General features: G+C 66.0%; 9 protein-coding genes and 1 pseudogene. 6 read left to right on the forward strand and 4 right to left on the reverse strand.

All coding sequences use genetic code 11. The features are described 5' to 3' along the window. Positions 1–12: 12 nt before the first annotated feature. Both rpsA and cmk read right to left on the reverse strand, forming a co-directional pair. Positions 13–1,698, reverse strand: coding sequence for a 30S ribosomal protein S1 (rpsA, locus tag D5301_RS04935; RefSeq protein ID WP_049447857.1), 1,686 nt, complete (start codon positions 1,696–1,698; stop codon positions 13–15). A gap of 198 nt (positions 1,699–1,896) precedes the next feature. Continuing rightward, on the reverse strand, positions 1,897–2,574 hold the full coding sequence (gene cmk / locus D5301_RS04940; protein WP_065199123.1) for a (d)CMP kinase: 678 nt from the start codon (positions 2,572–2,574) through the stop codon (positions 1,897–1,899). A gap of 197 nt (positions 2,575–2,771) precedes the next feature. Here cmk and ykgO point away from each other — a divergent pair, with 197 nt between their 5' ends. The 6 genes from ykgO (at position 2,772) to D5301_RS04970 (ending at position 7,270) form a co-directional block, all read left to right on the forward strand. After that, positions 2,772–2,897, forward strand: a complete 126-nt coding sequence (gene ykgO / locus D5301_RS04945) for a type B 50S ribosomal protein L36 (protein ID WP_005409283.1) — start codon at positions 2,772–2,774, stop codon at positions 2,895–2,897. Positions 2,898–3,043: 146 nt separating this feature from the next. Beyond that, positions 3,044–3,373 (forward strand): hypothetical protein, encoded by a 330-nt coding sequence (locus D5301_RS04950; RefSeq protein WP_006430960.1) that lies wholly within the window; start codon positions 3,044–3,046, stop codon positions 3,371–3,373. A gap of 39 nt (positions 3,374–3,412) precedes the next feature. Further along, the gene (locus tag D5301_RS04955) at positions 3,413–4,450 is read left to right on the forward strand and encodes an agmatine deiminase family protein (RefSeq protein WP_005413039.1); all 1,038 of its coding nucleotides are present in this window, start codon (positions 3,413–3,415) and stop codon (positions 4,448–4,450) included. Between the two features lie 162 nt (positions 4,451–4,612). Further along, on the forward strand, positions 4,613–5,500 hold the full coding sequence (locus D5301_RS04960) for a carbon-nitrogen hydrolase (protein WP_049397762.1): 888 nt from the start codon (positions 4,613–4,615) through the stop codon (positions 5,498–5,500). A 14-nt stretch (positions 5,501–5,514) separates the two neighbouring features. Next, positions 5,515–6,045 (forward strand): GNAT family N-acetyltransferase, encoded by a 531-nt coding sequence (locus D5301_RS04965; RefSeq protein WP_110712021.1) that lies wholly within the window; start codon positions 5,515–5,517, stop codon positions 6,043–6,045. Further along, positions 6,038–7,270 (forward strand): TraB/GumN family protein, encoded by a 1,233-nt coding sequence (locus D5301_RS04970; protein WP_194936607.1) that lies wholly within the window; start codon positions 6,038–6,040, stop codon positions 7,268–7,270. The genes D5301_RS04965 and D5301_RS04970 overlap by 8 nt, the downstream gene beginning before the upstream one ends. Positions 7,271–7,499: 229 nt before the next feature. Here D5301_RS04970 and D5301_RS04975 read toward each other — a convergent pair whose 3' ends face one another. Beyond that, positions 7,500–10,580 (reverse strand): efflux RND transporter permease subunit, encoded by a 3,081-nt coding sequence (locus tag D5301_RS04975; RefSeq protein ID WP_153855016.1) that lies wholly within the window; start codon positions 10,578–10,580, stop codon positions 7,500–7,502. After that, positions 10,577–14,032 (reverse strand): annotated as a pseudogene (locus D5301_RS04980) (efflux RND transporter permease subunit); the annotation flags it as partial. The pseudogene D5301_RS04980 and the gene D5301_RS04975, both read right to left, overlap by 4 nt. Between the last annotated feature and the right edge of the window lie 53 nt (positions 14,033–14,085).

Below are 14,085 nucleotides of genomic sequence, written 5' to 3' on the forward strand. Positions count from 1 at the left end.
GCGTAAGGCCGATTACTCGGACTTGTTGCCGTTCAGCTGTGCACGCAGCAGCGCGCCCAGCTGGGTGGTGCCGCTGGAAGCCGAAGAGGACTGGTATTCCTCCAGCACTTCGCGCATTTCCGCGTCGTCCTTGGCCTTGATCGACAGCTGCAGGGTGCGGCCCTTGCGGTCCATGCCCACGAACTTGGCTTCGACCTTGTCGCCGACCTTCAGGTGCTGGGTAGCGTCGTCAACGCGCTCGTTGGCGATGTCGCGAGCCGACACGTAGCCTTCGATGCCGTCGGCCAGTTCGATCACGGCGCCCTTGGCGTCGACTTCCTTCACCACGCCTTCGACCTTGGAGCCCTTCGGATTGGCAGCCATATACTGGCCGAACGGATCCTGCTCCAGCTGCTTCACGCCCAGGGAGATGCGCTCGCGCTCCGGGTCGACGGCCAGGACGACGGCGTCCAGGGTATCGCCCTTCTTGAAGTTGCGAACGACGTCTTCGCCGGTGGTGGCCCAGCTGATGTCGGACAGGTGAACCAGGCCGTCGATGCCGCCGTCCAGGCCGATGAAGATGCCGAAGTCGGTGATCGACTTGATCTGGCCCGACACCTTGTCACCCTTCTTGTGGGTGGCAGCGAAGGTTTCCCACGGATTGGCGGCAACCTGCTTCATGCCCAGCGAGATGCGGCGACGCTCTTCATCGACGTCCAGCACCATCACTTCGACTTCATCACCAACCTGCACAACCTTGGACGGGTTGACGTTCTTGTTGGTCCAATCCATCTCGGAGACGTGCACCAGGCCTTCGACGCCCGGCTCGATCTCAACGAACGCACCGTAATCGGTGACGTTGGAGACCTTGCCGAAGACGCGGCTGTTGGCCGGGTAACGACGGCCGATGTTGTCCCACGGATCCTCGCCCAGCTGCTTCAGGCCCAGCGAAACGCGGTTGCGCTCGCGGTCGAACTTCAGCACGCGGACGTCCAGCTCGTCGCCGACGTTCACGACTTCCGACGGGTGACGCACGCGCTTCCACGCCATGTCGGTGATGTGCAGCAGGCCGTCGATACCGCCCAGGTCCACGAACGCGCCGTAATCGGTCAGGTTCTTGACGACACCCTTCAGGATCGCGCCTTCCTGCAGCTTGTCCATCAGCTGCTCGCGCTCTTCCGAGTGCTCGCTTTCGACGACAGCGCGGCGCGAGACCACGACGTTGTTACGCTTGCGGTCCAGCTTGATGAGCTTGAACTCGAGTTCCTTGCCTTCCAGGTAGGCCGGATCGCGCACCGGGCGCACATCGACCAGGGAACCCGGCAGGAAGGCGCGGACATCCTTGATGTCCACGGTGAAACCACCCTTGACCTTGCCGCTGATGCGGCCGGTGATGGTTTCGTTCTTTTCCAACGCTTCTTCCAGCTCGTCCCACACCATCGCGCGCTTGGCCTTCTCGCGCGACAGGACGGTTTCGCCGAAGCCGTTCTCGATCGAGTCGAGGGCGACCTTGACGATGTCGCCTTCGGCGACGTCGATTTCGCCAGCGTCGTTACGGAACTGTTCGATCGGCACGATGCCTTCGGACTTCAGGCCAGCGTTGATCACCACGACGTCGCCGCGGACTTCAACAACGGTACCGCTGACGATGGCGCCCGGCTTCAGCTTGGCCAGGTTGGCCTGGCTGGCTTCAAACAGTTCGGCAAATGATTCGGTCATTAGATTTACTCTGTTGGACACATGGGTCGGTGGCGTCCCCTTCAGGGGAATGGCGACCGCCCGCCTGTTGGTCGACCCCGGAAATGCAGGTCGTGTGTAGTAGGAAAACCGCCACGCATCATTGCGCGACGGAGCTGGTACAGCACTGCTATGCGCGACCACCGCCGATGCTGCTGGCAGTGCTCCCGCGCGAACGGATCAGGCAGCCGGAACCGGAAGCAGATCCATCACTCTGGCAACGACATCTGCGATGCCGATGCCTGTGGTGTCGATGAGGACAGCATCGTCTGCCGGCTTCAGGGGCGCCACGGTACGCTGAGCATCACGGGCGTCGCGGGCCATGATCTCGCGCAGGAGGTCATCAAAGTTAACAGAAACCCCCTTGTCTTTCAACTGCTTATGCCGGCGCTCGGCGCGCTCCTCGGCACTGGCGGTCAGGAAGACCTTGTAGGGGGCGTCCGGGAAGATCACCGTGCCCATGTCGCGGCCGTCGGCGACCAGGCCGGGCAGCTCCCTGAATGCGCGCTGGCGTTCCTTCAGGGCAGCCCGGACCTCCGGGATGGCGGCAATGGCCGAGGCCAGCGCGCCGGTGGTCTCCAGGCGCAGCTCGTCGGTGGCGTCGGTGCCGTTGACCATGACCCGCATGGCCTCGCCCTGCTCGACAAACTGAACGTGGGTATCGAAGGTGCAGCGGACCAGCGCCGAGGCATCCGAGGTATCGATGTCGGCCCAGCTGGCGGCCACGCCCACCGCCCGGTACAGCGCGCCCGAATCCAGGTAATGCCAGCCCATCCGGCGCGCGACGATGCGGCTGATGGTACCCTTGCCGGCCCCGGATGGGCCGTCGATGGTCAGGACGGGAGCGAGTGGATTCATGGGGGTCCCAGAGCGTGTGAAGGGGTCATTCTAGCCCCTGCCAGACGCCCCCAGCGGGATCTTTTGTGCAACCACTTGAAACCACGAGGAAAAGCCCGGTAGAATGGCGGGCTTGAACGAGCGTCAACTGCCGATTGTCTTTCGCATATCGCGGCCACGCTCCACCCGAACAACTACTGTTTACGCCGAGGTATGCCATGAAAGTCCTGTCCTCCCTGAAGTCGGCGAAGGCCCGTCACCGCGACTGCAAGGTCGTCCGTCGTCGCGGCAAGATCTTCGTCATCTGCAAGTCGAACCCGCGTTTCAAGGCGCGTCAGCGCTAAGCCCAACAGCCCTCGCGGCTGCGGCTGGCCCTACGCGGGGCCGACCCGATGCAAGAAACCGCCTTCGGGCGGTTTTTTGTTTATGCGGCTTTTTCCTGCCGTTTTTGCTGTAATCGCCTTTCTTGACCACTGGGGAGTAGATCGAGATGAAGCGTTACCTGTCCGCCCTGGCCGTGATGGCCACCCTGGCCGCCGCCACGCCGGCGTTGGCCGATACCCTGCTTGTCGACCGTGCCCGCGAGAAGCCGGCCGGTGCCCTGCCCGTGCGCGGCCAGAGCATGCAGCAGGTTCAGGCGCAGTTCGGCGCGCCGAGCGAACAGCTGCAGCCGCGTGGCGGGCAGAAGCGGCAATGGCCGACCATCAACCGCTGGGTGTACCCGCAGTTCACCGTCTACTTCGAGAAGCAGAAGGTGATCGACGTGGTGGCCAACCAGGCGGACCCGAACGAAGTCGGCCCGAAACCGCCGATCCGTTGATCCCTTTACCCGCCGTGGGCGGGCCTGTGTAGCGAGACCATGAACCAGACCCTTCGTTTTCCTGCCGAGTGGGAAGCCCAGAGCGGCGTCCTGATTGCCTGGCCCACCGCCGACACCGACTGGGCCGACCGCCTGGGCCAGGTGGAAGAGACCTACATCGCCCTGGTCGCGGCCATCACCCGCTTCCAGCCGGTGCTGATCTGCGTGGCCGACGACGATGTGGAGACCTATGCCGAGATGCGGCTGCGCTCCAACCGCATCGACATGGACAAGGTCCACTTCACCACGGCGGCCTACGACGATACCTGGCTGCGCGACTCCGGCCCGATCACCCTGCGCCGCGCCGACGGCGGTTTCCAGCTGCTGGATTTCCGCTTCACCGGCTGGGGCGGCAAGTTCGATGCCACCCTGGATGACCAGCTGGTGGGCGTACTGGACCAGGCCGGCGTGTTCAACGACGCGCCGGTGCGCAGCATCCCGTTCGCGCTGGAAGGCGGCGGCATCGAGACCGACGGCGAAGGCACCCTGCTGACCACCTGGAAGTGCCTGCACGAGCGCCACCCGGACCGCGACCGCGCCAGCCTGAGCGCCGACCTGGCCGACTGGCTGCAGCAGGACCGCGTGCTGTGGCTGGACCACGGCTACCTGGAGGGCGACGACACCGACGCCCACATCGACACCCTCGCCCGCTTCGCCTCGGCCGACAGCATCGTCTACCAGGCCTGTGACGACGAGAGCGACTCGCACTACGCCGAACTGCAGGCGATGGGCAACGAGCTGGCCGCACTGCGCACCAAGGATGGGCAGCCGTACCGCCTGTTCCCGCTGCCGTGGGCACAGCCGGTGATCGACGAAGGCCGCCGCCTGGCTGCGTCGTACGCCAACTACCTGATCGTCAATGGTGCGGTGTTGATGCCGGCCTATGGCGACCCGGCCGACGACCTGGCCCGCGATGTGCTGGCCCAGGCGCACCCGGGCCGCGAGATCGTGCAGGTGCCCTGCCGCTCGCTGATCTGGCAGAACGGCAGCCTGCACTGCATCACCATGCAGCTGCCGGAAGGGTTGTTGAAGGCCTGAGGATGGGTAGTGCCGGCCGCTGGCCGGCAACCATGCAATGCCTGATGGATTGACGGGGTTGCCGGCCAGCGGCCGGCACTACCAGCACCCATTCAGCGCGCGACACGCCGTCGCCGTCCATCCGCGCTAACATGCTGGTTTTCCCCCGCAGGAACGCCCCGCATGAACTCGCGCAGCCCCCTTACCGTCGCCCTGATCCAGGAGCGCAACCACGGTGATGCCGCCGCCAACCTGGCGGTGATCGAAGCACGCGTGGCCGAGGCGGCTGCGCAGGGTGCCAAGCTGGTGCTGCTGCAGGAACTGCACAACGGCCCGTACTTCTGTCAGCACGAGTCGGTGGACGAGTTCGACCTGGCCGAGCCGATTCCGGGCCCGAGCACCGAGCGCCTGGGCGCGCTGGCGAAGCAGCATGGCGTGGTGCTGGTCGGCTCGCTGTTCGAGCGCCGCGCCGCGGGCCTGTACCACAACACCGCCGTGGTGTTCGAGAAGGACGGCACGCTGCTGGGAAAGTACCGCAAAATGCATATCCCGGACGACCCGGGCTTCTACGAGAAGTTCTACTTCACCCCGGGCGACATCGGCTTCAAGCCGATCGACACCTCGGTGGGTCGCCTTGGCGTGCTGGTGTGCTGGGACCAGTGGTACCCGGAAGCGGCGCGCCTGATGGCGCTGGCCGGTGCCGAGCTGCTGCTGTACCCGACCGCGATCGGCTGGGACCCGGACGATGTGCAGGACGAGAAGACCCGCCAGCGCGACGCCTGGGTGCTGAGTCACCGCGGCCACGCCGTGGCCAACGGCCTGCCGGTGCTGAGCTGCAACCGCGTCGGCCATGAAGCCTCGCCGCTGGGTGCTTCGGGCATCCAGTTCTGGGGCAACAGCCACGTACTGGGCCCGCAGGGCGAATTCCTGGCCGAAGCCGGCACCGACGCCACCGTGCTGCTGTGCGATGTCGACCTGCAGCGCAGCGAGCACGTGCGCCGTATCTGGCCGTTCCTGCGTGATCGCCGCATCGATGCCTACGGCGACCTGCTCAAGCGCTACATCGACTGATCCGGAGCCCGCGCATGGCCGTCCTCATCCGTGATGCCGGCCCTGCCGACATCGACGCGATCACCGCGATCTACGCGGTGGAAGTGACCGACTTCGTCAACACCTACGAGTACGACATCCCGGACGCGACCGAGATGCTGCGCCGCATGCGCGACATCATCGACCGCGGCTTCCCCTACCTGGTCGCCGAGATCGACGGCCAGGTCGCCGGCTATGCCTATGCCAACACCTACCGCACCCGCGTCGCCTACCAGTGGACCGTGGAGAACTCGGTCTACGTCGATGCCCGCTTCCAGGGCCAGGGCGTCGGCACTGGCCTGCTGCAGGCGTTGATCGATGCCTGCGTGGCGCGCGGCTACCGGCAGATGGTGGCGGTGATCGGTGAACCGACCAACACCGCGTCGATCAAGCTGCACGAACGCTTCGGCTTCGAGCTGGTGGGCGTGTTCCGTGGCCTTGGCCGCAAGCACGGCCGCTGGCTGGATACCGTGCAGATGCAGCGCGCGCTCGGCGATGGCGCCGACACCGCACCTTCCAATGAATGAATCCATGACTGAAACCCTTCCCGAGACCGGCGACGATCTGTTCGCCGGCCAGCCGGTACGCGTCGTTGAACGCGACGGCGTGCGTTATACCCTGCTGGGCACCGCCCACGTCTCCCGCTCCAGCGTCGAGGCGGTGGAAAAAGCCATCGACAGCGGCCGCTTCGATGCCGTTGCCGTTGAACTGGACCCGCAGCGCCTGCAGGCGCTGAGCGACCCGGACACGCTGGCCAAGCTCGACCTGGTCGAGGTGATCCGCAAGGGCCGCGTTGCCCTGTTCGCCGCCAACCTGGCCCTGTCCGCGTACCAGCGCCGCCTGGCCGAACAGCTCGACATCGAGCCGGGCGCGGAACTGAAACGCGCGGTGGAACTGGCACGCGAGCGCCACCTGCCCGTGCACCTGATCGACCGCGAGGTTGGCCTGACCTTCCGCCGTGCCTCGCAGCGGCTGGGCTTCTTCGGCAAGCTGAAGCTGGTCGCCGGTCTCGGGGCTGGCCTGTTCTCGTCCGAGGAAGTCGGCGAGAACGAGATCGAGAAGCTCAAGCAGGGCGACATGCTGGAGTCGAGCTTCGGCGAGTTCGCCAGCGAGAGCCCGGCGCTGTACGAGACCATCATCGGCGAACGTGACCGTTACATGGCCACGCGCCTGCGCGAGGAACACGACGCGCAGCAGCGTGAAGTGCTGGCGGTGGTGGGTGCCGGCCACCTGGCCGGGCTGGCGCGCTACCTGGAAACCGATACCGAAGCACCGGCGCCGCTGCGCGCCGAGCTGGAAGCGGTGCCGAAGAAGCGCAACATTCCGTGGTTCACGCTGGGCATCCTGGCGATCGTGGCGACCGGTATCGGCGTAGGTTTCTACCGCGGTGGTCTGGGCGTGGGCACCGAACTGCTGGCGACCTGGGCGATGTATACCGGTGGCCTCGCCGGCCTGGGCTGCCTGCTGGCCGGCGGCCATCCGCTGAGCATCCTCACCGCGATCGCGGTGGCGCCGTTCAAGCCGTTCCGCCTGAGCATCCCGACCGGCGCATTCTCGGCCCTGGTGGAAGCGCGCCTGCGCAAGCCTGCGTATGAGGACTTCCTGAAGCTGCGCGACGATGCGCAGAGCCTGAAGGGCTGGTATCGCAACCGCGTCACCCGCGTGGTGCTGACCTTCATGCTGACCAACATCGGCAGCATGCTCGGCCTGTGGCTGACCACGTTCAAGGTGTGGGGCAAGGTCGCCGGTTGATTGCAACGCCCCGCCGGGCATGGCCCGGCGCTACCGGCCGCACGGCGTCTGCGCGCGCGACCGGTAGGTGCCAACCTTGGTTGGCACGCTTTACGCCGACCGCAAAGATCGGCCGAGCATGCTCTGCGCAGAACATCAAAAAAAGGGGGGAGGCCGCCCCACTACGACCGGCCTCCCCCACACCACAACACGTTGCCGTGCATTACGGACGGTCGAGCAAGCTCGACCACTACACCGGGGTACCCGGCACGATCTCCAGACCGCGGGCGCGGCGGATCAAGCGTGTCACCGCACTGCGCAGGTCATCCAGCACTGCATAGATCGTCGGCAGGAACAGCAGGCTGACCACGGTCGAGAACGCCAGGCCGCCGGCAATCGCGCGCGCCATCGGCGCGTACTCCGGGCCATTGCCGAACATCTGCGTACTGGTCAGCGAGATCGGCACCATCGCCAGGATCGCCGTGCCCATCGTCATCATGATCGGGCGCAGGCGCTCGCGTGAGCCCTCAACCAAAGCCTGCGTTCGGCCCATGCCGCCGCGCCGCAGGTTGTTGATGTGCTCGATCATCACGATGCCGTTGTTCACCACCACGCCCATCAGCACCAGGATGCCGATGAAGGACATGATCCCGAACGAGGTGCCGGTGATCCAGAACAGCCAGAACACGCCGAAGATCGAGAACAGCACGCCACTCATGATCGCCGCCGGGAACAGCAGCGACTCGAACACCGCCGCCATCACCACGTAGATCATCACCAGCGCGATCAGCAGGTTGAACACCATCTGCTGCATCGCTTCATCGTCGTTGCCGTAGTCGCCGCCATCGAAGGTGAAGCCATAGCCGGCCGGGAAGTTCATCGGCTTGAGCACCGACTCCATCGCCTTGCGGCCATCCGGCGCGGTGACCTTCTCGGCCAGGTTGGCCTTGATGGTCAGCGTGGTCTGGCGGTTGGTGCGTCCGATCTGGGTGGCCGACGAACCGACGTCGACGGTGACCAGGCTCAGCAGTGGCACGCTGCGGCCGTCGCCGGTGCGCACGCTGAAACCGGCCAGGTCTTCCGGGCTGCTCTGCTCGGCGCCGGCGAAGCGCACCCATACCGGTACTTCGTTGTCACCGCGGCGGAACTCGCGCATCGGTGCACCGCGCAGCGCCAGGCCGACGAAGCTGGCCACCTGCTCGGCATTGAAGCCGAACGCTGCGGCGCGCTCACGATCGACACGCACCTTCAGCTCGCCGCCCTTCTCGCCATTGTCGATGCGCACGTCGCGCAGCTCGGCGCGCTGGGCCAACAGCGGTACCACTTCCTGCCCGATCTCCTGCAGCATCGAACTGGAGTCGCCGACCAGCTGCACCTGCACCCCCTGGTTGCCACCGCCACCGCCATCGCCGCCCTGGTTGCCAACGAAATAGTCGGTGCGGGCGGACTTCGGCAGGCCCTTGCGCAGCTCTTCCTGCAGCGCCTTGATGTCCTTGGCGTACTTTTCGTCCAGGGTGACCACGGTGGAGCTGCCTTCCTGCTCGCTGTACCAGGAATAGACCTGCTTCACGTGCAGGCGCTCACGGTTCTGGTCGATCCAGTTCTCCACCCGTGCTACTTCATCGGACATCTGGCGGTAGGTGTAGGCACCCTTCCACATGTAGCCGATGAAGATGTCCTTGCCACCGTCACCACCAAACATGTCGATCTTGGTCAGCTTCATCGGCACCAGGCTGACCAGCACCACCAGCAGGATGCCGAGCAGGCTCCAGCCTCGATGGCGCAGCGACCAGTCCAGCAGCGTCGCGTAGCGGCGCTGCAGGCGCGCGATCATGCCGGTCTGCGAGTGCACCAGCTTCGGCGTGGCCATGCGCGCGGACAGCATCGGGATCAGACTGACCGCAACCAGCCACGAGGCCAGCAACGAGACCGAGATGGTGATCGCGATCTGCGCCATGAAGATGCTGATGTTGTTGGTCTCGCCGAACAGGTTCGGCACGAACACGATGCAGTGGCACAGCGTGCCGGCGCTGAGCGCGATGGCCACGTTGCGGGTGCCGATGATCGAGGCCAGGCGCGGCTGCCCCGGCATGCGCTCGCGTTCCTGGTAGATGCTTTCCACCACCACCACGGCGTTGTCGACCAGCATGCCCACCGCCAGCAGCAGGCCCATCATGGTCAGGATGTTCAGCGTCACCCCGACGAAGTACATGAAGCCCAGGGTGATGGTGAAGCAGATCGGAATGGCCAGGGTCACCATCAGCGTCGACGGCCAATGGCGCAGGAAGAAGAACAGCACCGTGATCGACAGGATCAGGCCGACCGCACCGGCCTCGGCCAGTTCCAGCAGCGAGGAGGTGACCGCCTTGCCCTGGTTGTCGATCACCTTGATCTGCACGTCGCGCATCGACGCTTCGGCACGGATCGATTCAACCTCGGCCAGTGCCGCGCGCGACACCTCCACCAGGTTGGCACTGCGCTCCTTGAAGATGTCCAGGCCAACCGCCGGGTTGCCATCGAGGCGGCGCCCGTAGTTCATCCGCGCCGGCTTCAGGCGCACGTCGGCGATGTCCCCCAGGCGCAGGCCCTTGGCGTTGATCACCAGGTCACGCATCTCCTGCAGGTCGGTGATCTCGCCCACCGGCTGCACGCGCACGCGCTGGCCGTTGTCGTCGATCTGCCCGGCCGAGATCGAGAAATTCAGCGTGCGCAGGCGCTCGCTCAGTTCATTGATGCTCAGGCCGTGCGCGTTGAGGCGGTTCGGATCAATGGCGATCTCCACCTCGTTCGGCGGCGCACCGGTGATGTCGACACGGGCCACGCCGGGAATGCGCTCGATGCGCCGCTTGAACTCGCGGTCGAGCATGTCGTACGCGGTGGTCAGGTCGGTGGTGCTGGCCAGGCGCACCTTCAGCACCGGCTGGTCACTGCTGGACCACTTGAACACGTTGTAGCGCTGCAGGTCGTCAGGCAGGTCACTGCGGATCGCATCAATGCGCTCGCGGGCATCCGAAGCGGCAATCGCAATGTCACGGTCCCAGTCACTGAACTCGATGTAGACCAGCGCCGCCTCGGAGGTGGCCGACGAGCGCATGCGCTTGATGCCGGTCATCGTCGCCAGTGATTCCTCGACCGGGCGGATGATGGTCCGTTCCACTTCCTCCGGGGTCGAGCCGGTGTACGGAATCTGCACGAACAGGAACGGCGCGGAGATGTCCGGCAGCGCTTCCAACGGCAGCCGGAACGAAGCGATCAGGCCGATCACCACCAGCGACACGAAACACATGATGGTGGTGACCGGGCGGCGGATGGAGAACTCGGCCACACTCATGCCGGTTCCTCCACACCCGCCGCGCTGCCCGCTGCACCCGGCTCGATCCCGCAGGCATGCTTGCGGCCACGTTCGCGGTAATACGCATCGCCACGACGGTCCATCAGGTCGTACACCACCGGGATCACCAGCAGGGTCAGAAGGGTCGACACCAGCAGGCCGCCGATCACGGTGATCGCCATTGGCGCGCGCACTTCAGCGCCCTCACCCATCGCCACCGCCAACGGCAGGAAGCCGAACAGCGTGCACAGCGTGGTCATGATGATCGGCCGCAGGCGCGAGCGCGCACCTTCCACCAGCGCCTCGTGCTTGGCCACGCCAGCCTCGCGCAGCTGGTTGACCTTGTCGATCAGGATGATCGCGTTCTTGGTGACCAGGCCGACCAGCAGGATCAGGCCGATGAACACCACCACCGAGATGGGCTTGCCGGTCAGCATCAGCGCCAGGATCGCACCGACCAGCGCCAGCGGGATGGTGAACAGGATCACGAACGGGTGCAGCAGCGATTCGAACTGCGAGGCCATCACCAGGTAGACCAGGAAGATCGCCAGGCCGAAGGCGAAGATCAACGACTTCGCCGCCTGCGCCAGCTCCTCGCCCTGGCCACCGATGTGCAGGCCGACGCCCGCACCCAGCGGCTGCTCGGCGACCATCTGCTGCACCTCGCGCATGGCCGCGCCAAGATCGATGTCGCGCAGGTTGGCCGACACCACCGCCACCCGCGTCTGGTCGGCACGGTGGATCTCACTGGGTCCAGTGGTGGCGACCACTTCGGCTACCGCGTCCAGCGTGACCGGACGGGTGCTGCCCGGATTGACGATCAGCCGGCGGATGCTCTCCACGCTGGCGCGGTCGCCTTCCTGCGCACGCACCAGCACGTCGATCTTGCGGTCACGGAAGCTGTAGCGGGTGGCGACATCGCCGCGCACCTTCTTCACCACCACGTCGGCGATCTGGCGCGTGGTCAGGCCGAGCGCACCGGCGCGTTCCTGATCGAAGCGGATCTGGATTTCCGGGAAGCCCTCTTCCACCGTCGACTTCACATCGGCGTAGTGCGCATTGCCGCGCAGCAGCGCCGCCAGGCGCTGGCCGGCTACTTCGAGCGTCGCCATGTCCTGCCCGCGCAGCTCGATTTCCAGCGGCGTGGAGAAGCTGAACAACGCCGGCCGCGCGAAATCGACCTGCGCACCCGGGTGCTGGCCCATGGTGTCACGCAGGCGCTCGGTGATCTCGGCCTCGGTGCGTGCATTGCCACCGCCTTCCATCACCACGGTCAGCTTGCCGATGTTCTCGCCGCTCTCGGTGGGGCTGGCATCGAGGCGGGTGCCGCTGCCGCTGACACCATACAGCGAGGCCACGCCTTCGCCCTTGCCGTGTGCCAGCTGCAGCTCGCGCACCAGTGCATCGGTCTGCTTCAGCGGCGTGCCGGCCGGCAGCTTCACCGTCATCTCGAAACGGTCCTGCGCCAGCTGCGGGATCAGGTCGGCACCGAGCATCGGCACCAGCGCCATGGTCGCCACGAAGATGATCGTGGCCACGCCCAGCACCTTGCCCGGGTGCGCCAGTGCGCTCGGCAGCAGGCGCAGGTAGCCACGCTCGGCACCGGCGTAGGGCTTCATCGCCAGGTCGCTGGCCTTGCGCATCACCGGGCCTACCACGGCCACCACGCCGCGCCACAGCCGCACGATCAGCCAGGCCAGCGCGTAGAAGCTCCAGCGCGCGGTCGCCACGGCGCCACGACGGCCCAGCGCCACCGGCTTCTGCCAGCGGTTCTGCGGCTGCCACGGCGCGTTCGGCGCTTCTTCCGGGAACGCCAGCGGCGGCCGTCCCTTCAGCGAGCTCAGCATCGGGATCAGGGTCATCGACACCAGCAGCGAGATCGCGATGGCGATCGCCACGGTCAACGCCTGGTCGCGGAACAGCTGGCCGGCGATGCCATCGACGAACACCAGCGGCAGGAACACTGCGATGGTGGTCAGGGTCGAGGCAACCACGGCCATGCTCACTTCGCGGGTACCGGCGATGGCCGCCTGCAGGATGCCCAGGCCACGCTCGCGGGCCTTGGCGATGCTCTCCAGCACCACGATCGAGTCGTCCACCACCAGGCCGGTGGCCAGTGCCAGGCCGCCCAGCGACATCACGTTCAAGCTCAGGCCGAGCTGGCCCATGAAGAAGAACGTGGCGATGATCGAGACCGGCAGCGACAGGCTGATCACGAACGTGCTCCAGCCATCGCGCAGGAACAGGAAGATGATCAGGATCGCCAGCAGGCCACCGATCACCGCATCCTTCTTGACGTCGGCAATGGCGTGCTCGATGAAGCGCGACTGGTCCTCGATGGTGGTCATCTCGACATCGGACGGGAACGTGCCCTTGATCTGCTCCAGGCGCTTGCGCAGCGCTTCGGCGGTGGACACGGTGTTGGCGTCGCCTTCCTTGTAGATCGCCAGCTCCACCGATTCCTTGCCGCCCAGGCGGATCACCGCTTCGCGCTCCTTGTAGCCCTGGCGCACGGTGGCCACGTCCTTCAGGCGCACCGGCACACCGTTGGCAACCACGCTGGAACCGCCGCCGGACGATGCGCTCTGCGCCGCCGAGGCCGCTGCGATGGCTGCCGCCGAACCGGTCGACGCGGCAATGTTGAACATCTGCTGCAACGCCGAATCAGCGGCACTGCCGTTGGAGGCCTGGGTGGTGACCAGCAGGTTGCGGATCTCCTCCAGATCAGCGAACTGGTTGACGGTACGCACCAGGAAGCGCTGCGAACCCTCCTCCAGGCGGCCGCCGGAGATGTTGATGTTCTCGTCCTTCAGGCGCTTGATGACGGTGTCGATCGGCAGGTTCAGCTGGGCCAGCTTCTGCTGGTCGATGTCGACCTGGATCTCGTCCTCGAGGCCACCGCCGACCTTGACCGCGGCCACGCCGGTGACCGGCTCCAGCTTCTTCTTCAGGTCTTCATCGGCATAGCGGCGCAGGCCGGTCAGCTCGCGGACCGCATCGGCATCGCTGGTCGGCGCCACCTTGTTCGACAGCACCAGGCGCATGATCGGCTCGGTGGACGGATTGAAGCGCAGCAGCACCGGGGCCTTGGCCTCCAGTGGCAGGTTCAGCGCTTCCATCTTGTCGCGCACCTCCAGGCTGGCCTGGTCCATGTTGGTGCCCCAGGCGAACTCCAGCACCACATCGCTCTGGCCGGTGCGCGAGACCGACTTCAGCTTGCGCAGGTTCTTGACCACGCCGACCGCCTCTTCAACCGGCTGGGTGATCAGGGTTTCGATTTCGGTCGGCGCCGAACCGGTGTACTCGGTGCGCACGGTCAGCGTCGGGTAGCTCAGGTCAGGCAGCAGGTTGACCTTGAGGTTGCCCAGCGCGATCAGGCCGAACAGCAGCAGGGTGACCGTGCACATGGCGATGGTCACGCGGCGGCGGGTGGCGAACTCCACCAGGCCGCCGCGCATGCCGGCGGCGGCGCCGTCGCTCGCCGGCGAGGCACCGTGGTCGTGGC

Source organism: Stenotrophomonas sp. MH181796, assembly GCF_009659995.1.
Taxonomy (GTDB): domain Bacteria; phylum Pseudomonadota; class Gammaproteobacteria; order Xanthomonadales; family Xanthomonadaceae; genus Stenotrophomonas; species Stenotrophomonas riyadhensis.